We start from the raw sequence: 19,716 nt of genomic DNA, 5'->3' as shown, positions 1-19,716 counted from the left end.
TGCTGCAGGTGCAGCATACACGTAGGGAATTGAAAATGACAACAAAAGATTTGGAGTCAAACGCGACATCTAGCCAAAACGTCGCAAAGCTGGAAGCCAATCTGGCCAAGGTGGAGGAGCTCACACAACGGCTCTTGAAAGTTATGGGGCAGGGGCGTCATGTCGCACCTGCGTTGCAGGGACCAAGCCAGGAACTCTACATGAAAGCGGCCACCGCCTACATGACAGAGATGGTCAACAATCCGGCAAAGCTGATTGAGCACCAACTCGAATTCTGGGGCAAATCGGTCAAGCATTTCGTGGAGGCGCAGCACCTGCTTGCACAAGGCAAGCTGGAGCCACCGACCGACGAAACCCCGCGTGACCGTCGTTTTTCTCATGAGCTGTGGGAAACGAATCCCTACTTCAATTTCATCAAGCAGCAATACCTGATGAACGCCGAAGCTGTGCAGCAGGCCGTCGAGGATATCGAGACACTCGACGCAGACGAAAAGAAGCGCCTGCGCTATTTCTCGCAACAGCTTGTCGACATGATCAGCCCGACAAATTTCCTGCCAACGAATCCTGAAGCGCTTGCACTTGCCGCCGAAACAGAAGGTGAAAGTCTTGTTGCCGGTCTTGAAAACCTGATCGCAGATCTCGAAGCCAACGAGGGCGATCTTGTCGTCACGCTGGCTGACAAGAAGGCTTTCAAGCTGGGTGAGAACCTCGCAACAACGCCGGGTTCAGTCGTCTACCGAAACCATATGTTCGAGCTGATCCAATACGCGCCAAGCACGGAGACAGTCTACCAGCGGCCGCTGCTGATCTTCCCGCCGTGGATCAACAAATTCTATATTATGGACCTCAAACCGCAGAACAGCCTTATCAAGTGGGCTGTTGATCAAGGTTACACGGTCTTCGTCGTCTCTTGGGTCAACCCCGATACCAGTTATCGTGACACTTCCATGACGGATTATGTTGAAGACGGGTACCTGACGGCGATGGATCAGGTCAAAAAAATCTGCGACGTGAAAACGATCAATGTCGTTGGCTACTGCATCGCCGGAACGACACTGTCGCTGACTCTGGCCTTGATGAAGAAGCGTGGCGACAAGACTGTCAACTCAGCGACGTTCTTCACTACTCTGACGGATTTCTCCGACCGAGGCGAAGTGGGTGTCTTTCTTGACGACGACTTCGTGGACGGGATCGAGCAGGAAGTCGAAGAAAGCGGCATTCTGGATAGTTTCTTCATGTCCCGGACGTTTTCATTCCTCCGCTCCAATGACCTGATTTATGGTCCGGCGATCAAAAGCTACATGATGGGCAAGGCCCCGCCCGCTTTTGATCTGCTCTACTGGAACGGCGATGGCACCAACCTGCCTGCGAAAATGTCGGTCGAGTATCTGCGCGGCCTTTGCCAACAAGACAAGTTTGCGACAGAGGGCTTCGAAATCTCCGGCGAGATCGTTCACCTGAATGATGTCACTGTTCCGCTCTGTGCAATTGCCTGCGAAACCGATCACATCGCAGCGTGGAAAAGCAGCTACGATGGCGTCGTAAAGATGGGATCAAAGGATAAGACATTTATCCTGTCCCAGAGCGGACATATCGCGGGGATCATCAATCCGCCTTCAAAGAAGAAGTATGGTCACTATACCAATCCAGAAGTTGGCCTCACCGCGGATGACTGGCTTGACAGTGCTGACTTCAACGAAGGGTCGTGGTGGCCGCGCTGGGATGGTTGGCTGTCTGATAAATCCGGCAAAAAAGTGCCAGCACGTACACCAGGTAGTGATGATTTTCCGATCCTTGCACCTGCGCCCGGGACTTACGTTGTCGCTAAGTAGCCGAAAATAATCAGCTTTATGCGGTTGCAGCATTTTTTGCTGCAGTGCAGAAAAAATACTTGAAATGCTGCGCTGCAGCGCGTATATCTTTGTCACAGGATAACAGCGGGGCCTCTTCGAAAATCCCGCACCGACTTACGAACCGAAAGGCTGATACAATGGCTAAATCACAAGACTTCACAGCGATCTTCAAAGATATGGCTGGCGCATTCCCAGTAGACACAAAAGCAATGGAAGAGCAGTTCAAGAACCAGACTGCACTGGCCGAGAAAATGTCTGCTGTTGCTCTGGACGCCGCTGGCAAATCTGCTGAGCTGTCCGCAAAGTGGACACAAGACACCATCGCAAAGATGGAAGCTATGTCTAAAGCAAAGGCAGAGCCTGCTGACTACGCAAAAGCGATGACAGACTTCGCTTCTGCACAAGCTGAATCTGCTGCAGAGCACATGTCTGCTTTCGCTGAAATCGCGAAAAAAGTTCAGACACAGACAATGGAAATCGTTCTGGCCGCTGGCAAGGACATGTCTGAAGACCTGACAAAAGCTGCAAAGAAAGCCACTGACGAAGTGACTGCTGCTGCCAAGAAAGCAACTGCTGCTGCAAAGTAAGCAAAGCTGAGAAACACGCCCGAACCTCCCTCGGGTAGATTTCTAAAGGACGGTCCGCATTGCGGGCCGTCTTTTCATTTGCAGCAAAGGCTTCCCTTTTTAGCAGGCGCGGCATAGTCTTCTCTGCAGCGCAACACGTCCGGGAGGGACGCACCATGGCGGATGCCGATAAACCACTCTTGATCAAACGCTATGCCAGCCGGCGCCTCTACAACACTGAGACGAGCGACTATGTGACCCTTGAGGATATCGCTGCTTTTATCCGTGAAGGGCGTGAGGTCCAGATTGTGGATCTCAAATCCGGCGATGACCTTACCCGACAGTATCTGTTGCAAATTATCGCAGAGCACGAAAGCCGTGGCGAAAGCGTGTTGCCAGTTGATGTGCTGACCGATCTTGTCCGCAGCTACACCAGTCAGGCGGCGTCGGTTGTTCCCGGCTTCCTGCAAGCCAGCTTTGAGATGCTGCGCGAGGGTCAGTCAAAGGCATTCGAGAACATGGGCAAGGCGAACCCGATGGCTGCCATGCCGGGCTTTGAGGCGATGCGCGCCCAACAGGAAGCGTTTTTCAAAGCGATGACCGGCGGCATGATTGCACCGGGCAAAGACGGTGAAAAAGGCGACGATGACGACCTTGGCGAAATCAAAAGCCAGCTTGCCGCCTTGCAGGAAAAGCTTACGAAAATGGGTAAATGATCGGAGCGTCATCGGACTTTCCGGCCTCTCTCATTAGCTGAAGAGACAGCGGCGCAGGTGCCGTGCGATTTGCGATGCGGCGTCGCTTCCGGAGACGCGCTTGTAGCCAGACAAGACGGGCTCACACACCTAGACGGTCTCTAAGCGAAAACCATGTCATGGCCAGATGCCTGATCGGGCTTCTGAACAGTGTGCCACCTGGGTAGGTGGGGACACGCAAGTTGGCGAGTGTGTCAAAGCGCCCAGCCTGTCCCGCGATCGCTTCAGCAAGGATCTTGCCCGCCATGCCCGATAGGGCCACACCGACGCCGGAATATCCACCAGCGGAGACGACATTTGGTGCAAGGCGCTGTATCGCCGGGAGGCGCGTTGCTGTCACACCGAGTGTCCCACCCCAGGCATAGTCAATCCGCACTTTGCCAATCTGGGGAAAGGTTGCTGCAATCCGTGCCTGCATTTCCTGATGCAGCGTTTTCGGAAAGCCGATCCCATAGGCGGCACGTCCGCCAAAAAGCAGCCGCTTGTCCTCGGACAGGCGATAATAGCTGTTCACAAATTTACTGTCGCTGACAGCAATGTCCCGTGTCAGAATTTCCGATGCGCGTTCGCCCAACGGCTCTGTCGCGGCGATAAAGCTGTTGACCGGCAACACCTTTGCCGTGACGGCGCGCCTCAGGTTCGGCAGATACCCGTTGCCAGCAAGAATGACATGTCTGGCCCTGATCTGGCCTTGCGGGCATCTGACAATCGCGGGATCGCCGTCGCTGATGTGGTGCGCCTCGGTCCGTTCAAAGATGCGCGCACCAGCACCCTCGGCCAGATCAGCGAGCCCGACGACAAACCGAAGAGGGTGGATATGCCCGGCACACGTATCAAGATGGCCGCCGTAGTAGTCCTCTGTGCGGATGATGTCCTGAATTTGGTTGCGATCTAACGCGGTGATCTCTGCATATCCGTAGCTGTCCTGCAGAAAGGCAGCGTCGCGGTGCATCTCTGCAACTTCTGCAGGTTTTGTTGCCGCTTCTGCGATCCCCGGACGAAACCGCGCATCGGGGACATGTGCGTCACAGATTGCGCGCACCCGTGCCTTGGCCTCTTGTGTGATCGCCCAGAGATCTTTGGCATGGTCAGCGCCGTACGTTTTGGCCAGCTTGCGCTGTGGCGTGTTGTAGCCGCTCCAGACCTGACCACCGTTACGCCCTGATGCGCCAAACCCGACACGGTGTGCATCGACAATGATCACATCAAGACCCTTTTGGGCCAGTTCCCAGCCTGTCGACAGTCCGGTAAAGCCCGCGCCGATGATGCAGACGTCTGCCTGATGGTGGCCCTTCAGCGATGGTCGTTCCGCTGGCAGGCGCGCGGAGGCGACATACCAACTGTCGGGAAGTTCGCCGGGTCTTTCGTTCCGATAGAGCGGGCTGACCATCAGACGTTCAGCAGAAGGTGCTCGCGCTCCCAAGGGCTGATGACCTGAAGGAACTCAGTGTATTCCGCGCGCTTCACGATGGAATAGACTCTGGCGAAGTCTGTGCCCAGAACCTTATGGAGCTCAGTTGCCTCATCAAACTGATCAAGCGCCGTCCAAAGCGATTCAGCGACCTCTGCCTCGCTGTCAGAGGCTTCGCCGCGCCAGCGTTTGTCGGGTCTAATCTCGTTCATCATGCCAAGATAACCACAGGCGAGGGACGCAGCGATACAAAGGTACGGGTTGCAGTCCATCCCTGGCAGGCGATTTTCAACGCGTCTGGCCGCCGGGCTGGAGATTGGTATCCGGATGCCCGTTGTCCGGTTGTCGCGTCCCCATTCGAGGTTCACAGGCGCTGCTTCGCCTGGCACATAACGCCTGTAGCTGTTCACATAAGGTGCCATCAACGCCATGGCGCTGGGCAAGTGTTCCTGCAGACCACCAATGAAATGGAAAAACGCGTCAGTCTCACCATTCTGGGGGCCGGTAAAGACGTTGCGCCCGTCGGTGTCGGTGACGGAATGATGAACATGCATGGCAGAGCCGGGTTCGCCCTCAATCGGTTTAGCCATGAAGGTGGCAAAACAGTCGTGGCGCAGTGCAGCCTCGCGGATCAGCCGCTTGAAGTAGAAAACCTCATCAGCAAGTTTCACCGGATCGCCGTGCCTTAGGTTAATTTCCAACTGGCCTGCGCCGCCTTCCTGCGCGATGCCGTCGATCTCAAATCCTTGAATTTCAGCAAATTCATAGATGTCGTCGATGACAGGGCCATAGTCATCAACCGCTGACATCGAATAGGCTTGGCGTCCTGCTGCAGGGCGACCGGTGCGCCCCATCATTGGCGCAATCGGCTTGGCGGGATCGATATTGCGGCCGACCAGATAGAATTCCATCTCCGGTGCGACGATGGGAGTCCACCCCTGCTTGGCATAAAGGTCCACAACACGTTTCAGGACATTGCGCGGCGCAAAAGGCACCGGCCGTCCCTTCTGGTCATAGGCATCATGGATCACCTGCAAGGTCCCATCATTGGCCCATGGCGCAGCCGTCGCCGTCGAATAATCGGGCTTCAAGATCATATCAGGTTCAAGGAAACCTTCCGGCCCGGCGGCCTCACCCCAGTCGCCAGTAATCGTCTGGAAGAAGATCGAGTTGGGCAGATGAAAATAGTTCTGCTTGTCCCACTTGCCCGCCGGGACAGCCTTACCGCGGGCGATACCGGGCAAATCGGCGATCACACATTCAACCTCGTCGAGGCGGTTTACCTCAAGGTAGGTTCTGGCAGCCTCGGGAATTTCGTCCATCCAGCTCATGCGACAGTCCTTTCCTTGAAGAAGCGCGCGATCTTGGCGGCCAGTTGGTTATTGTTGACCGGGCGGTCGAGGTTTGCGACCACCTCTTGTAATTGGTTCTCTGGCACGACGCCGGGACCCCGATGTATCGCCAGCCCTTCAATGAACGTGCTGTCGAATTCAGGGTGAGGCTGCACGGTAAAGATGCGGTCCTCATAAACGAGTGCCGCGTTTTCGCAAAAATCGTTGGCGGCAAGAACCTTGGCCCCTTCAGGGCGGCGGATGACCTGATCCTGATGCCAGGCGTTCAGCGCTATCACCTCGCCGTTCCAGTCATATTCGCGCCGTCCGACAGACCAGCCACCAGCGAATTTTTCAACATGGCCGCCAAGTGCCTGGGCGATGATCTGATGCCCGAAGCATATTCCAACCATGGGAATACGTGCTTCATACGCTTCGCGAATGAAATCCTCGAGCGGCGGAATGAAAGGGTGATCCTCGTAAGCGCCGTGTTTCGAACCCGTAACCAGCCATCCGTCACATTGAGTGACGCTTTCCGGAAATGACATATCCACGACATTGTAGGTTTCAAACGTAAATCCATGCCCATCCAAAAGGCGTTGGAAATGCGCATCATAGTCCCCGCGATCACGCAGCAACTCGTCAGGAGCGTGTCCGGTCTGCAAAATACCGATTTTCATGATTCACCATGCGATTGATGCATCCACGCTAATCGCTCGCGCGACAGGACGCTAGGGGGTCTGGAATAATTTGATCAAACAGTGTCCAGATAGAGCGCGAGCTGCTCTTCAGGTGTCAGTTCCTGGAAGTCGCGCAATTCCTGACGCTTCGTTCGCAGAAAGTTATCTACCAGCTGTTTATCGAAAATTCGGCGCGCCATGGTGCTGTTCTCGAAGGATTTGATGGCTTCAGACCAGTCACTTGGCAACTGATCCAACTTTTGATCATATGCGTTACCAGTGATCGGGGCAGGCGGTGTCAGCCCGTCCTCGATCCCGATCAATGCAGAGCCAAGGACGGCGGCAAGAAACAGGTAGGGGTTCACATCGCCCCCGGCGACGCGATGTTCGATCCGACGCGCCGCGAAGCTGCCACCAGGCACACGGACCGAGGCGGTGCGGTTGTCGTAAGCCCAGCAGATGCTGGTTGGCGCATGGCTTTCAGGTACGAGGCGCTCGTAGCTGTTGGCATGTGGCGCAAAGATCAACGCAAGTTCGGACATGCCCTGCAAGCATCCGGCGATCGCGTTTTGCAGCATGGGCGTTCCCTCGAACGTACCGTTGGCAAAGACATTGTTGCCGTCTTCATCAACGACCGAGAAATGCACATGCATCCCGTTGCCGGAATATTCATCATAAGGCTTTGCCATGAAGCTTGCCGCCATACCGTGATTGCGGGCAAGTCCGCGCACCAGCATCTTGAAAAACCACGCATCATCTGCGGCCTTGAGCGCATCAGGGACATGTTCAAGATTGACCTCAAACTGACCCAAACCGCTTTCGGAAATTGCGGCCTCCGCGGGAATATCCATCGCCTCGCAGCCGTCATAAAGCTCGTTGAAGAAAATGTCGAAGGCATCAAGCGCACGAAGGGATAGAACCTCGGCTGCATCACGACGCTTGCCTGAGCGTGGAGATTTGGGCTGCATGATCCCTTTGCCACTGTCATCCACGAGATAGAATTCCATCTCCGTGGCGACGACAGGTGTCAGGCCCCGTTCCTTGTAGCGCTTGAGCACTTCTGCCAGCGCGTGTCGCGGGTCACCGGCGAAGGGGCGACCATCCTCATGATACGCCCACAAGGGCAGAAGCGCAGTCGGTGTCGGCAACCACGGCATAGGAACGTAGCCGCGTTCGGTCGGAAGCATCTCACCGTCCGCGTCACCCGTTTCAAACACCAGCGGGCTATCTTCGATGTCCTCTCCCCAGATGTCCACGTTGACCACCGAGAGGGGCATCCGTGTGCCGTCTTTTTCAAGTTTGGCCGCAAAGCGACGAGGAACGCGTTTGCCGCGCGCTTGCCCGTTCAGGTCTGCTACGCCGCAACGCAGGTTGCGGACTTCAGGGTGGTCGTCGAGCCAGCTCATCGGATAATCTGTGGTTTGAGTTTCAGGGCCTTGCGTCTGTCTTGCGGCAGGTGGCGGTTCAGGCGGTTGTTTACAAGGCCGAAGATGCCAATGACCGCAAGCGTCAGCAAGATGAAATAGAACGCAAGGATCGGGTAGGGGATGAACGGGTTGAACGTCTTGTCGGCAAAATAATTGGCATAGTAGAGTGCATCACCGCGCTGCTGTGTCGCCGGAAAACCCGAAAAGAAGACAAGCGTGGTCGCATGAAACAGGAAGATCGCTTCGTTGGTGTAGGCAGGCCACGCCAGACGCAGCATGGTGGGCCATATCACCCGTTTGAAGCGTGACCAGCCCGATAGACCATATGCATCGGCCGCTTCTGTATCGCCCTTGGGGATTGACTGCAGGGCACCGTAGAAAATCTCGCCAGAGTAAGCTGCCGTGTTCAGGAACAGCACAATCAGCGCCCCCAGCCACGCCGATGTAAAGGCATCGAAGAAAGGGCTGAATTGCTTGAGACTGAGGAAGACGAAGTAGGCAAAGAAGAATTGAATAAACAGCGGCGAGCCACGGAAAATGAATATGAACCATTCCGCTGGCTTGCGATAAAGGGGGTTCTGCGCGGCCTTGCCCACAGCCACTGCCGTCGCAAGGAAGAAGCCTGAGACAAGAGCAAAGATCCCGAAATAGATATTCCAGATCATGCCTGAGCCGATCAGCACAAACTGCTGGCAAAGTGTGAAGTCGCTGCGCGGCAGAAGCCTCTCACCAATCCCTTGGCTCCGCAGGGCGTAGTCGGCAATCGTTTCCCAACAAGACATTAGGCTGCAGCCTTTCTCTGACGCTCACCTGCGGCGGTTGCCTGCCCGTGGGTCAGCTTGGCCATAATGCGGTCAAGTACGACTTCTGAAACTTTGGTAAAGGCGAGGTAGAAAACCAGCAGGGCGAGGAAATACCACATGCGCCAATCAGGATGCGGGTAATCCGTGAACTGGGGTTGTTTCGCGCCGCCCAGCTCGCGCGCCCAATAGACGATGTCTTCGACACCAAGCAAGAACAACAATGGCGTGGCCTTGATCAGGACCATCCAGAGATTGGAAAGACCCGGCAAGGCATAGACCCACATTTGCGGCACCAGCACGCGCCAGAACGTCTGGCGACGGTTCATGCCGTAAGCCTCTGCTGTTTCGAGCTGCCCTTTCGGGACGGCCCGCATGGCGCCGAACAAGACGTTGGCAGCAAAGGCTCCGAAAACAATGGCGAAGGTCAGGACAGCAAGAAAGAAGCCATAGGTTTCATGTACCCACTGCGGGGCATTGCCCAAGGGTAATTTTGCAGCCGAGCAAACGACAAAGTCATTGCCCTGCCTGATGGGCTCTTGCCAATCGGGGCATTTGATCTTGTGCCGCACGTATTCAAACGCCTGATCCAGTGCGATCACGAAGAAAAGGAAAAAAGCGATGTCAGGAATGCCGCGCACGACGGCGATGTAGGTTTTGCCAATCCAGCGCAGGGGCGCAAGAGTGCTCCGCGCGGCAGATGCGCCTGCGAAACCAAACGCCAGTGCTGCCGGTGCGGTGATTGCCAGAAGCAACAAGACGGTGCCGACTGCCCAGTAGATGGACATATGTTTGCCGGTTGTCAGATAGCAACTGAGCCAGACGAGTCCGTCTAGTGTCGCGGGATCTTCACAATAACCGAACATTTATCGCCCAAATTGCCTGTCAGACATGGGTCCACCATCTCACCTTGTGTGTCAATCTCTTGGTGTGATTATCTCGGCTGGACGACAGGGGATAAGGCGAGGTTGCTGACATGGCGCAGCGGATCATTGTTGTGGGTGCGGGGATCATTGGGGCAGGAATTGCCATGCGTCTGGCCCGCGCTGGTGCAGACGTGACGGTCATCGCCGGGCAAGCTCCTCTAGCAACAACCGCGTCTTTCGGTTGGATCAATGCGAGTTTCTTTCTCGACGACGATCATCATCGGTTGCGGGCTGAAGGGATTGCAGCATGGCATCGTCTGACGGACGAGGATGCGATTGATCTGCAGTGGTCCGGCTGTCTGTGCTGGGACCTGCCTGTCCCGGATTTGGAAAAACTGGCAGACCAATTGGGAGAACTCTCTTACCCTGTCGAATGGCAATCGCCTCAGGCTATCGCATCCAAAGAACCAGCGCTGCGGGCGGTGCCTGAAGTAGCGCTGCATTTTCCTGTCGAGGGTGCGGCCCCCTCTGCCGACATGCCCAACCGACTGCTCGCCGTGGCTGAGGCCGCAGGGGCAAAGGTCATCCGCGGCCTGCAGGTCAATCGTGTCCTTCAGGCGGACGATGGGCGCAGCGGGGTTGAAACGGCGCAAGGGGTTCTCTGGGCTGATCAAGTGGTCTTGGCAACCGGTACCGGGACCCAAGCGCTTGCAGGGTCCATCGGCGCAAGAGTCCCGATGCTGCACCGCCCCGCCTACAATATGCGCACCAAGCCTGTTACGCCAATTTTGCGCCATATCCTTGCAAGCCCAATCGGCGAAATCCGTCAGGAGCCATCAGGCCACATTCTGATGCCTGCGGCTGCACATCATCAGGCGGATTCGTCAGATCAATTGACCGAAATGCCAAATGAAGCTGCCGACGCCGCCATGGTGCGTCTGCGCGAATTTCTGAACGGAATTGAGGACCTGGACTGGTCAGAGATCATGTACGGCGAACGGCCGGTGCCCGCTGACGGCAAGCCAGTGATCGGGTCGTTAGCCGAAAATGTCTATGTCGCCTGTCTGCACTCGGGGATCACGCTCGGACCCATCGTCGCAGAGCTTGCTGCGCAAGAGATCGCAGGGCGGCTGGACAACGCGGGGGCGGCCTTGTTGGCGCCATATCGGCCCGACCGCTTTGCACAATAAAAAAGGGCCGCCCGAAAAGCGGCCCTGATCCTAGAGATTTGCGGCAGGTCTTAGAACTGCTCGCCGACGCCCCACTTGGCGATCAGCTCGTTCAGCGAGCCGTCTTCTTTCATCGAAGTGATGGCTGCATCAAAGGCTTCGCGCAATTCACCGTCGCTTTCGCGCAGGCCAAGACCAACTCCGCCGCCGATCAACTCCTGCTGGCCCAACATGATCAACTCGCCGTCAGCTTCGGCGATCGGGGTCAGATAGGCTTTGTCGGCCAGAACGGCGTCAGCTTCACCAGCTTTGACCGCTGCGATGGTCTCATCAGGTGTCGCAAATTCCAGCAGTGTTGCACCGGTCGAGGCAATATGTGCTGCCTGGATTGTACCGGTCTGTGCGGCGATCACACCGTTCTCAAGGTCGACATCATCAGACATCGCAAGATATGCGGAGGGATCAGGCTGTGTGTAGTTCTGCGAGAAGTCGATGACCTCGTCACGCTCATCGGTGATCGACATGCCGGCGATGATCACATCGTAGTTGCCGGACACGAGGTTAGGGATAATGCTGTCCCACTCGTTGGTAACCCACTCACAGGTCAGTTCGGCGCGCGCACAAAGCTCATCGCCCAGTTCACGCTCAAAGCCGTCAACTTCACCATCATCGTTGAGGAAGTTGTATGGAGGGTAGGCACCTTCGGTGCCCATGCGCACGACTGCGTGGCCGTCTGCAAAAGCCATGCCGCCCAAAAGGGCCAGCGCAGCAGTCGAAAGGATCAGGTTTCTCATCAGTTTTCTCCCGAGTTGATGAAGTTATGAGACCGTCGCGGATAGAAAGCCCCGCAAACGTTCGGTCTTTGGATTGCCGAAGAGTTCGCCTGGTGGGCCTTGCTCTTCGATTTTGCCTTGATGCAGAAAAACGACGTGATCACTCACGTCGTGCGCCATCCGCATATCGTGGGTGACGATAATCATGGTCCGCCCTTCGGCGGCCAAATCCTTGATGACCTTCACCACTTCTTGTTCAAGTTCCGGGTCAAGAGCGCTGGTTGGCTCGTCAAACAGCAGCGCCTTTGGCTCCATACACAAGGCGCGCGCAATCGCGGCGCGCTGTTGCTGGCCACCTGAGAGCTGTGCGGGATAGACGTCGCATTTGTCGCCAATGCCCACCTTATCGAGGTATTTCCGTGCGGCAGCCTCAACCTCAGCCTTTTCACGCTTGAGGACGGTAACGGGTGCTTCCATGACATTTTGCAGAATTGTCATATGCGCCCAAAGATTGAACTGCTGAAATACCATCGACAGGTTTGTGCGAATACGGATCATCTGTGCATGATCGCCTGGCCGACGGTTCGCACCTTCGCCCTTCCATGCCACAGGTTCGCCGCAAAAGATCACGTCGCCTTGCTGGCTGTCTTCAAGCAGGTTTGCGCAGCGCAAAAGTGTCGATTTTCCAGAGCCTGATGACCCGATCAGCGAAACGACATGTCCTGCCGGCGCAGTAATGTCGACACCCTTGAGTACCTCAAGCTGCCCGTAGGCCTTGTGCAGGTCGCGTATCTCGATAACGGGGGTTTGGTCTGTCACACTCGTGCCGTTTTGCAATTCCAAGGGCTAGTTGTGCCTATTTTGCAGGGTTTTGCAACGGGGCGCTTGCGTTTGACCTAGCGTCAAGCGTTGATTGCCTCCGGGGAGGGAGGAAGCGGAAGGGCATAGGCCGCGGTTGAGATATCGGTCAATCCTTGGATCATCAGGATCTGACGGTCGGCTTCGCTCAATGTGCCGATTGCACCATTAAGGGCGTTTCGGATCGTATCAACATGTGCGTGTTGGGCTGTGATGAAGGGCAGGGCAGGCGTCGGGGTGGTTGTATGAATGACGCTCAAGTCACGAAATCTGTCTTCTGCGCGCAGAAGCCGCCATGTGACATGATCGAGCGCTGCGAAGTCTGCCAACCCGTCACTGACAGCTTGGGCTGACGCGCGATGGCTGCCGGTGCACATGTGTGCTCCGCCAAGGATGTCTGGTCTTTCGAGTGCCACTGCTGCCCAGCCTGACTGGGACAACGCATCGTTATAGGCGAAGCGCTGCCCCCTCAGATCGCTAAGATCGCCTACATGACTGGCGTCACGAACGAGAATGACACTGTTGTAGTGACCTGCGGGACAATCAGGCAGACCGTAGTCTGGTGTTCCGACAAGACTGACGTGGTCTTTCAGCTTTGCGCGGTAGGGCAAACTGCAGGTTTGCGAAAGCAGAAGGCTGGGGTCGCGCCAATGCGCTAGCAGGTCTGTCGTGCCTGTGCTGATTTCCTCAGGTGCATCGAGGCCTGCTCTGGCCAGATGCTTCCTGATTGCTGCCCAAAACCGATGATAGGCCGCTTCCGTCAGAGGCGTCATATACATCGGCAGGCTGGCGATCATCCTGCGCTGACCCTGAGCCTTGCGCGGTGGCTGTCCTGATCCGTCACGCCGAGCAATGATGCCGTCATTCGCATCATGCTATCTTCCTCGTCATCGCGCACACCGTCGGCCATGACCACCGCCCAAAGTGCCTCGATCACACCAACGCGATTCTCGTAGTCGACCGCATCTTTGATCGCTCGGGTAAAGCGGACAGTGTCGGGGGCTTCCGCCTCAAGGGCTTCGCATTCCGCGCGCAGATGGGCTGCAGCTTTTTGATCAAGGCCGTAGCGACGCATCAATACCTGATCGATCTGTGCGATTTCAGACGCGGCATAGTCACCGTCTGAGCGCGCAACGCGCACGAGAAGCGCACCAAGCGCAACGCGCGCATCTGTTTCCTGAAGAGGTTGGGGGTCGGGGGCTGTCAAACGCCTGAGAAGATCACCTATCATATCGCTTACATAGGGTCGCGATTGAGGGCTGCAAAGTGCGCGGACAATTTTGTCGCCTCTTCCTCAAAGCCGTAGGGGGCATTGAGCAACCACAAACCGGAACCGATCATGCCATGCCCCTTGCGCGCAGGCGGAAATGACACCTCGTGGACCGTTCCGGCTGGAATCGTCTGGGCAAGTGCTTTGGTCATGCTGATATGCCGTTTGTCACCAAGGATCGGATACCAAAGCATGATCACGCCGACATTCCATTTGCGATGTATTTGCGCAATGAACTTCGGGATTGTCTGATAGTCAGATTTCACTTCGAATGAGGGATCAATCAAGAGCAGTCCCCGACGGGGCTCAGGTGGGCAGAGCGAGAGCGTTGCCGCAAATCCGTCCTGTTGGCGAAAGACGCCACCATAAGCAGACATATTCGCAGAAAGCGCCGCGTATTCCTGCGGATGCAGCTCAGCCAGGTGGATGTCGTCGATTGCACGCAGCAATTCACCTGCGATAGCTGGCGATCCGGGGTAGGCATCCGGCCCGTGCTTGGCGCGAATGCGTGCAAGGGCGCGGGCATAGGGATGGTCATCGTGAAACCAGTCACCGACCGCGCCGATACCCTGTGTGGCTTCGCCTGTTTTGCGCGCGGCTGCGTCTTGCAGATCGTAAAGACCGCGCCCGGCGTGTGTTTCGATATAGGACAAAGGCTTGTCCTTGCGGGTCATATACGCCAGCACCCAAGCCAGCAGCGCGTGCTTATGCACGTCAGCAAGATTTCCTGCGTGATAGATGTGTTGGTATGATAGCATGAAGTGTGAAACCTTTGATCCATCGCTAGCTTAAGGGCGTAACAATGTCTATCGGGACCGTTTGCAAGCCCTGCCGTCGGTCCGCGCAATTTGCTGAAAGGCCTGCCCCATGCGCGCGTTCATCCTCTCTTTGATGATATTGTCCGTTGCCTCCCCGGCTGTCGCGCAAGAGAACAAGCTCACTTTCCGTCTGGGTTTCGGACCTGAGTATGCGCCTGCCTATCCCGGGTCGGATGAGATGGCCCTTGGACTCGGTACGGAATTCACATTGGAACGGCTCCAATTTGGCGGAATCGCAATTGGTGGAGAACAGAAGCAAGGATTTGGTGCCACTGGATCATTCCGGTTGGTGGAGGGGCGCAGTGATGAAAACTCCGATGATTTGTCAGGATTGCGTGAAATTGATCCGAGCGTAGAACTAGGCGGCGGGCTGACATATGACACGGCGCAGTTCACCGGATTTGCTGCCGTGCGTTACGGCGTGATTGGGCATGAATCATTTGTTGCGGAAATTGGCGGCGACGTGATTTTCTATCCTAGCGCGGACCTCAAGATCGCATTTGGGCCACGCACACTTTGGGGCGATGCGGATTATGTCGGCACCTATTTTGGTGTGTCATCAACAGAAGCAGACGCAACTGATTTTGAAGCCTACGATCCCGACGCGGGACTTGTCAGCACCGGTCTTTCTGTCGAGGCGACCTATTCCATCAGTGACGAATGGGAGGTCGTCGGTTCGCTGCGCTACGATCTCTTGCAAGGCGACGCCGCGGATAGCCCGCTGAGCCAAGATGACACGCAGATCACAACCTCTGTTGCGATCACGCGTCTTTTCAGCTTCGACTTTTAAACGAGGCGCGAGGTATCAACGGCGGCGCGCACGAAATCAGCAAATAGTGGATGCGGCGCGAAGGGCTTGGACTTCAGTTCAGGATGGAACTGGACACCAATAAACCAGGGGTGACCTTCCCATTCGACGATCTCCGGCAGTTTGCCATCCGGTGACATGCCGGAGAATTTCAGCCCCGAAGCCTCAAGCATATCGCGATACTTGATATCGACCTCGTAGCGGTGGCGGTGACGCTCTTCGATTGATGTAGAACCGTAGACCTCAGCAACTTTCGAGCCTTCGATCAAAGTCGCATCATAGGCCCCAAGACGCATTGTACCGCCTTTGTCGTCGTCAGCCTTGCGGGCAACCATGTGATTGCCTTGGACCCATTCCTTCAAATGATAGACGACCGGCTCAAAGCGTTTCTTGCCCGCTTCATGGTCGAATTCTTCTGATCCGGCTTTTTCAAGGCCGGCAACGTTTCGCGCGGCCTCAATCACGGCCATTTGCATGCCCAGGCAAATTCCGAGATAGGGGATTTTCTTTTCACGCGCGAACTTTGCGGCTTTGATTTTGCCTTCGGTTCCGCGTTCGCCAAAGCCGCCGGGAACCAGAATTGCGTGGAAGCCTTCGAGATAAGGCGTGGCATCGTCATTGTCGAAAAGTTCGGCGTCGACCCATTCGATTTTGACTTTTACACGGTTCGCCATTCCGCCATGCGTCAACGCCTCTGCGATCGACTTATAGGCGTCCTCAAGCTGGGTGTATTTCCCGACGATGGCCACTTTGACCTGACCCTCGGGATTGTGGATGCGGTCGTAGACATCGTGCCAGACTTCTAGCTTTGGCGCCGGAGCAGGGGAGATACCAAATGCGTCCAGAACCGCCTGATCGAGACCCTGCTCATGATAGGCAAGGGGTGCCTCATAAATGGATTTCAGGTCATAGGCGGCGACAACGCACTGTTTGCGGACGTTGCAGAAAAGCGCAATTTTTTCACGCTCTTTTTCAGGGATCGGCTGCTCTGAGCGGCAAACCAGAATGTCAGGGGCGATCCCGATTGACTGCAGCTCTTTCACCGAGTGCTGGGTCGGTTTGGTTTTCAATTCACCGGATGCGGCGAGATAGGGCAAAAGCGTGAGGTGCATGAAAATGCACTGACCTTGCGGCTTGTCATGGGCGAACTGACGGATGGCCTCGAAGAACGGCAGACCTTCAATGTCGCCAACTGTGCCACCGATTTCGCACAGCATGAAGTCAACTTCGTCTTCGCCAATCGAAATGAAGTCTTTGATCTGGTTCGTGACGTGGGGCACCACCTGGATTGTCTTGCCCAAGTAATCACCGCGGCGCTCTTTTTCCAAAACGTCTGAATAGATGCGGCCGGACGAAACCGAATCCGTTTTCCGCGCGGGCACGCCTGTGAAACGCTCGTAGTGGCCAAGATCGAGATCGGTTTCAGCGCCATCGTCGGTGACGAAGACTTCGCCATGCTCGAAGGGTGACATCGTCCCGGGATCAACGTTGAGGTAGGGGTCAAGTTTGCGCAGTCTGACAGAATAGCCGCGCGCCTGAAGCAACGCGCCAAGCGCCGCCGAGGCCAGTCCCTTGCCAAGCGAAGACACCACACCGCCAGTGATGAAAATAAAGCGTGCCATTGGCTGAGTACCCCCGCGAGATAATCAAAATTTCAAGAAAAACGAACCCGAAAGTTCGCATCATCACGGGATTTGACTACTAGCGGATTCGCCGCTGTTTGGCAACCATTACCCCAAGATCGTGTTGCAGCAGGCACCCCCCGCTGCAACGGGTTGTGGTTAGTCGCCGGAAGGCAGCAGAGGCGCATCATCGGAAGATGGTGGCAGAAGGCTATCACCTAATGACGGCACTTCGACGCCTTCTTCGGTTGGCAATGGGGCAAGCCGGTCAGCAACCGACGCACCTGAAGAATTGCTTTGTGCGATCAGGGTCAGAGCGATTGACGTGCAGATGAAAGCAACGGCCAACGCCCATGTGAACTTGCTCATCGCTGTTGCGGCCGGACGACTGCCCGTTGCGCCACCGCCGCCGCCGCCCATACCCAGGCCACCACCCTCAGAGCGCTGGAGCAGCACTGTGCCAATCAGACTGAGCGCAAGGATCAGGTGAATGATAAGGACGACGTTTTCCATCAATGGGCCTTTCGGGGCGTTCGCGAACACGCGGTATCTAAAAGCTGCGTGGCAATCCCGCAACCCCTGAATGGTGCCTATTCGTCGATGTCATCCACGTCAGTTTGGCCGGTCAGCCTCCGACGGACAATTGACCAAGACAAGCCAATCGCAAGAACCAGCGACAGCGCGAAGATCGCGATCCATGTGTTGACGGTCGGGTTGTCGAGACTGATCAGCCCTTGATCAAAAAGCACCCAGATCACTGTGCTGACGGTTGCCAGAACAAGGATCATGCCAAAAATCCCGATCGAGCGTAACGTGGCCCGCAAATAAATGATGTATCCGATGAGAAGGACCAGCCCGCCCAAGACCACCAAGGAAAGGCTCTCTTCGCTATTGGCCTCTGCCCACCGCACGAAATTCCACGCCGTCGGGTTGTAGGTGGCCGACAGCAGAATAAAGGCGAATATCCAGCGTAGAACGAAACCCATGTTCTCTTCCTTTCCTGCTTGGCTGAAAGATGGCGTCACCCTTGTCCGGTGTCCAGCATAGCCTGCGCCAATTTAGCGGTTTCCCCAGACGGGGCGGAAAGCTATAGGGGGCACGCATTGACGCGAGGACGGATTCTAATGGCAAACGTGGTGGTCGTAGGCGCCCAGTGGGGCGATGAAGGCAAAGGCAAAATCGTGGACTGGCTCTCCGAACGTGCCGATGTCATCGCGCGTTTTCAGGGGGGGCACAACGCGGGCCATACCCTTGTCATCGAAGGCGAGGTCTACAAGCTTCACGCACTCCCATCAGGCGTCGTGCGCGGCGGCAAGCTCTCCATCATCGGCAACGGTGTTGTTCTTGATCCGTGGCACCTGCTGAAAGAGATTGAAACGCTGCGCGAGCAGGGCGTCACTATTTCGCCCGAAACCTTGATGATTGCAGAAAATACGCCGCTCATCTTGCCGTTTCACGGTGAACTGGACCGTGCGCGCGAAAATCAGAATTCCGTCGCCAAGATCGGCACGACAGGTCGCGGAATTGGTCCGTGTTATGAAGACAAGGTCGGGCGTCGGGTGATCCGGGTCGCTGACCTCGCCGATGACGCAACCCTTGAGTTGCGGGTTGATCGTGCGCTTGTGCATCACGACGCATTGCGCCGCGGGCTGGGTCTCGACCCGATTGACCGCGACGGACTGATTGCGAAGCTGCGTGACATTGCGCCGGCCATTCTGGAGTACGCCGCGCCGGTCTGGAAAGTTCTCAATGAAAAGCGCAAGGCAGGAAAACGCATCCTGTTCGAAGGGGCGCAGGGTGCGCTTCTTGATATCGACTTCGGCACCTATCCGTTTGTGACCTCGTCCAACGTGATTGCAGGCCAGGCGGCAACGGGTGTCGGCATGGGGCCGGGTGCGATTGATTTCGTTCTCGGTATTGTGAAAGCCTATACCACACGCGTCGGCGAAGGTCCGTTTCCCACCGAATTGCATGATGACGATGGCCAGCGTCTGGGCGAGCGCGGGCATGAATTTGGCACGACGACCGGCCGCAAGCGGCGCTGTGGGTGGTTTGACGCCTGCCTTGTCCGCCAGACATGTGCGACATCAGGTGTGTCCGGTATCTCATTGACAAAGCTTGATGTTCTGGATGGTTTTGAGACACTCAAGATTTGCGTCGGGTATGAGTTGGACGGCAAGACCCTTGATTATTTGCCAACAGCCGCCGATCAGCAGGCACGCTGCAAACCTATCTATGAAGAGATTGAAGGCTGGTCCCAATCGACCGAAGGCGCGCGATCCTGGGCCGATCTGCCCGCGCAGGCCATCAAATACGTGCGCCGCATCGAAGAGTTGATCGATTGCCCAGTTGCCCTAGTTTCCACGTCACCTGAGCGGGAAGACACCATTCTGGTGACTGACCCCTTCGCTGACTAGAGGAAAAATGACTTACAAGGCACGGAAAAGACTGGCGCTTTTTATCCTGGTGATTGGGTTGCCAATCTACATTATATTCGCCGCAGGTATCATGAGCGGCATGATGAACAACCAGATCCGGTTTCCGTGGCCAGTTGAGTTTGTCGTTTATATCTTGCTGGGGATCGGCTGGGCCTTTCCGCTAAAATGGGTGTTCAAGGGGATTGGACAACCCGACCCAGATCAAAGCGGGCGATAGTGAAAAAGGCGGGCACTTGGCCCGCCTTTCATTTCTTAGCACTCCGACCCTTAC

At 56.1% G+C, this 19,716-nt stretch carries 21 protein-coding genes; 7 read left to right on the top strand and 14 right to left on the bottom strand.

All coding sequences use genetic code 11. The features are described 5' to 3' along the window. Positions 1 to 35: 35 nt before the first annotated feature. From BM316_RS08820 to phaR, 3 genes are all read left to right on the top strand, one after another. Positions 36 to 1,832 (top strand): PHA/PHB synthase family protein, encoded by a 1,797-nt coding sequence (locus tag BM316_RS08820; RefSeq protein ID WP_090206599.1) that lies wholly within the window; start codon positions 36 to 38, stop codon positions 1,830 to 1,832. A 158-nt stretch (positions 1,833 to 1,990) separates the two neighbouring features. Continuing rightward, positions 1,991 to 2,440 carry a phasin family protein gene (locus BM316_RS08815; protein ID WP_090206596.1) on the top strand — a complete coding sequence of 150 codons (450 nt, stop codon included), beginning with the start codon at positions 1,991 to 1,993 and terminating at the stop codon, positions 2,438 to 2,440. 155 nt (positions 2,441 to 2,595) lie between these two features. Further along, a complete protein-coding gene (phaR, locus tag BM316_RS08810; RefSeq protein WP_090206594.1) occupies positions 2,596 to 3,135 on the top strand; it encodes a polyhydroxyalkanoate synthesis repressor PhaR in 540 nt (179 codons plus the stop codon). Positions 3,136 to 3,256: 121 nt separating this feature from the next. Here phaR and BM316_RS08805 read toward each other — a convergent pair whose 3' ends face one another. From BM316_RS08805 to BM316_RS08780, 6 genes are all read right to left on the bottom strand, one after another. Beyond that, positions 3,257 to 4,564, bottom strand: coding sequence for an NAD(P)/FAD-dependent oxidoreductase (locus BM316_RS08805; RefSeq protein WP_090206592.1), 1,308 nt, complete (start codon positions 4,562 to 4,564; stop codon positions 3,257 to 3,259). Beyond that, positions 4,564 to 5,916: a glutamine synthetase family protein gene (locus BM316_RS08800; RefSeq protein WP_090206589.1), complete on the bottom strand. Its 1,353-nt coding sequence runs from the start codon at positions 5,914 to 5,916 to the stop codon at positions 4,564 to 4,566. The genes BM316_RS08805 and BM316_RS08800 overlap by 1 nt, the downstream gene beginning before the upstream one ends. Beyond that, on the bottom strand, positions 5,913 to 6,596 hold the full coding sequence (locus BM316_RS08795; RefSeq protein ID WP_090206586.1) for a type 1 glutamine amidotransferase: 684 nt from the start codon (positions 6,594 to 6,596) through the stop codon (positions 5,913 to 5,915). The genes BM316_RS08800 and BM316_RS08795 overlap by 4 nt, the downstream gene beginning before the upstream one ends. 74 nt (positions 6,597 to 6,670) lie before the next feature. Then, positions 6,671 to 8,002: a glutamine synthetase family protein gene (locus tag BM316_RS08790; protein WP_090206585.1), complete on the bottom strand. Its 1,332-nt coding sequence runs from the start codon at positions 8,000 to 8,002 to the stop codon at positions 6,671 to 6,673. Beyond that, positions 7,999 to 8,805 carry an ABC transporter permease gene (locus BM316_RS08785; RefSeq protein WP_090206582.1) on the bottom strand — a complete coding sequence of 269 codons (807 nt, stop codon included), beginning with the start codon at positions 8,803 to 8,805 and terminating at the stop codon, positions 7,999 to 8,001. Before BM316_RS08785 ends, BM316_RS08790 begins: the two co-directional genes overlap by 4 nt. Then, complete coding sequence (locus BM316_RS08780; protein ID WP_090206579.1) at positions 8,805 to 9,689, bottom strand: ABC transporter permease; 885 nt, start codon at positions 9,687 to 9,689, stop codon at positions 8,805 to 8,807. Before BM316_RS08780 ends, BM316_RS08785 begins: the two co-directional genes overlap by 1 nt. Before the next feature lie 110 nt (positions 9,690 to 9,799). Between BM316_RS08780 and BM316_RS08775 the strand changes: the two genes are divergently transcribed. Further along, complete coding sequence (locus tag BM316_RS08775; RefSeq protein WP_090206576.1) at positions 9,800 to 10,879, top strand: NAD(P)/FAD-dependent oxidoreductase; 1,080 nt, start codon at positions 9,800 to 9,802, stop codon at positions 10,877 to 10,879. Between the two features lie 50 nt (positions 10,880 to 10,929). Here the strand turns inward: BM316_RS08775 and BM316_RS08770 are convergent, their stop codons facing one another. From BM316_RS08770 to BM316_RS08750, 5 genes are all read right to left on the bottom strand, one after another. Further along, positions 10,930 to 11,652, bottom strand: a complete 723-nt coding sequence (locus BM316_RS08770; RefSeq protein WP_090206574.1) for a transporter substrate-binding domain-containing protein — start codon at positions 11,650 to 11,652, stop codon at positions 10,930 to 10,932. Between the two features lie 24 nt (positions 11,653 to 11,676). Beyond that, entirely contained in the window at positions 11,677 to 12,450 is a 774-nt protein-coding gene (locus BM316_RS08765; RefSeq protein WP_090207791.1) for an ABC transporter ATP-binding protein, read from the bottom strand. 83 nt (positions 12,451 to 12,533) lie between these two features. Then, positions 12,534 to 13,286: a phosphate/phosphite/phosphonate ABC transporter substrate-binding protein gene (locus BM316_RS08760; RefSeq protein WP_090206572.1), complete on the bottom strand. Its 753-nt coding sequence runs from the start codon at positions 13,284 to 13,286 to the stop codon at positions 12,534 to 12,536. Beyond that, on the bottom strand, positions 13,283 to 13,720 hold the full coding sequence (locus tag BM316_RS08755) for a tellurite resistance TerB family protein (RefSeq protein ID WP_090206569.1): 438 nt from the start codon (positions 13,718 to 13,720) through the stop codon (positions 13,283 to 13,285). The genes BM316_RS08760 and BM316_RS08755 overlap by 4 nt, the downstream gene beginning before the upstream one ends. 5 nt (positions 13,721 to 13,725) lie before the next feature. Then, a complete protein-coding gene (locus tag BM316_RS08750; protein ID WP_090206566.1) occupies positions 13,726 to 14,517 on the bottom strand; it encodes a 23S rRNA (adenine(2030)-N(6))-methyltransferase RlmJ in 792 nt (263 codons plus the stop codon). Between the two features lie 109 nt (positions 14,518 to 14,626). Here BM316_RS08750 and BM316_RS08745 point away from each other — a divergent pair, with 109 nt between their 5' ends. After that, a complete protein-coding gene (locus tag BM316_RS08745; protein ID WP_090206564.1) occupies positions 14,627 to 15,367 on the top strand; it encodes a MipA/OmpV family protein in 741 nt (246 codons plus the stop codon). On the opposite strand, the gene pyrG is transcribed toward BM316_RS08745, so the two are convergent. The 3 genes from pyrG to BM316_RS08730 all read right to left on the bottom strand — a co-directional run bounded on the left by pyrG (position 15,364) and on the right by BM316_RS08730 (position 17,993). Further along, positions 15,364 to 17,007 (bottom strand): CTP synthase, encoded by a 1,644-nt coding sequence (gene pyrG, locus BM316_RS08740; protein ID WP_090206561.1) that lies wholly within the window; start codon positions 17,005 to 17,007, stop codon positions 15,364 to 15,366. The genes BM316_RS08745 and pyrG overlap by 4 nt on opposite strands. Positions 17,008 to 17,166: 159 nt before the next feature. Further along, entirely contained in the window at positions 17,167 to 17,520 is a 354-nt protein-coding gene (secG, locus tag BM316_RS08735) for a preprotein translocase subunit SecG (RefSeq protein WP_090207788.1), read from the bottom strand. A gap of 77 nt (positions 17,521 to 17,597) precedes the next feature. Next, positions 17,598 to 17,993, bottom strand: coding sequence for a DUF6524 family protein (locus BM316_RS08730; protein WP_090206558.1), 396 nt, complete (start codon positions 17,991 to 17,993; stop codon positions 17,598 to 17,600). Between the two features lie 138 nt (positions 17,994 to 18,131). Here BM316_RS08730 and BM316_RS08725 point away from each other — a divergent pair, with 138 nt between their 5' ends. Both BM316_RS08725 and BM316_RS08720 read left to right on the top strand, forming a co-directional pair. Continuing rightward, positions 18,132 to 19,424, top strand: coding sequence for an adenylosuccinate synthase (locus tag BM316_RS08725; RefSeq protein ID WP_090206556.1), 1,293 nt, complete (start codon positions 18,132 to 18,134; stop codon positions 19,422 to 19,424). A gap of 7 nt (positions 19,425 to 19,431) precedes the next feature. Further along, positions 19,432 to 19,662: a DUF2842 domain-containing protein gene (locus BM316_RS08720; RefSeq protein ID WP_090206554.1), complete on the top strand. Its 231-nt coding sequence runs from the start codon at positions 19,432 to 19,434 to the stop codon at positions 19,660 to 19,662. Positions 19,663 to 19,716: the final 54 nt, after the last annotated feature.

Source organism: Yoonia litorea (assembly GCF_900114675.1).
GTDB classification, from domain to species: domain Bacteria; phylum Pseudomonadota; class Alphaproteobacteria; order Rhodobacterales; family Rhodobacteraceae; genus Yoonia; species Yoonia litorea.
Note: the sequence above shows the minus strand (reverse complement) of the source record. Positions and strands in the feature narration are given on the sequence as shown.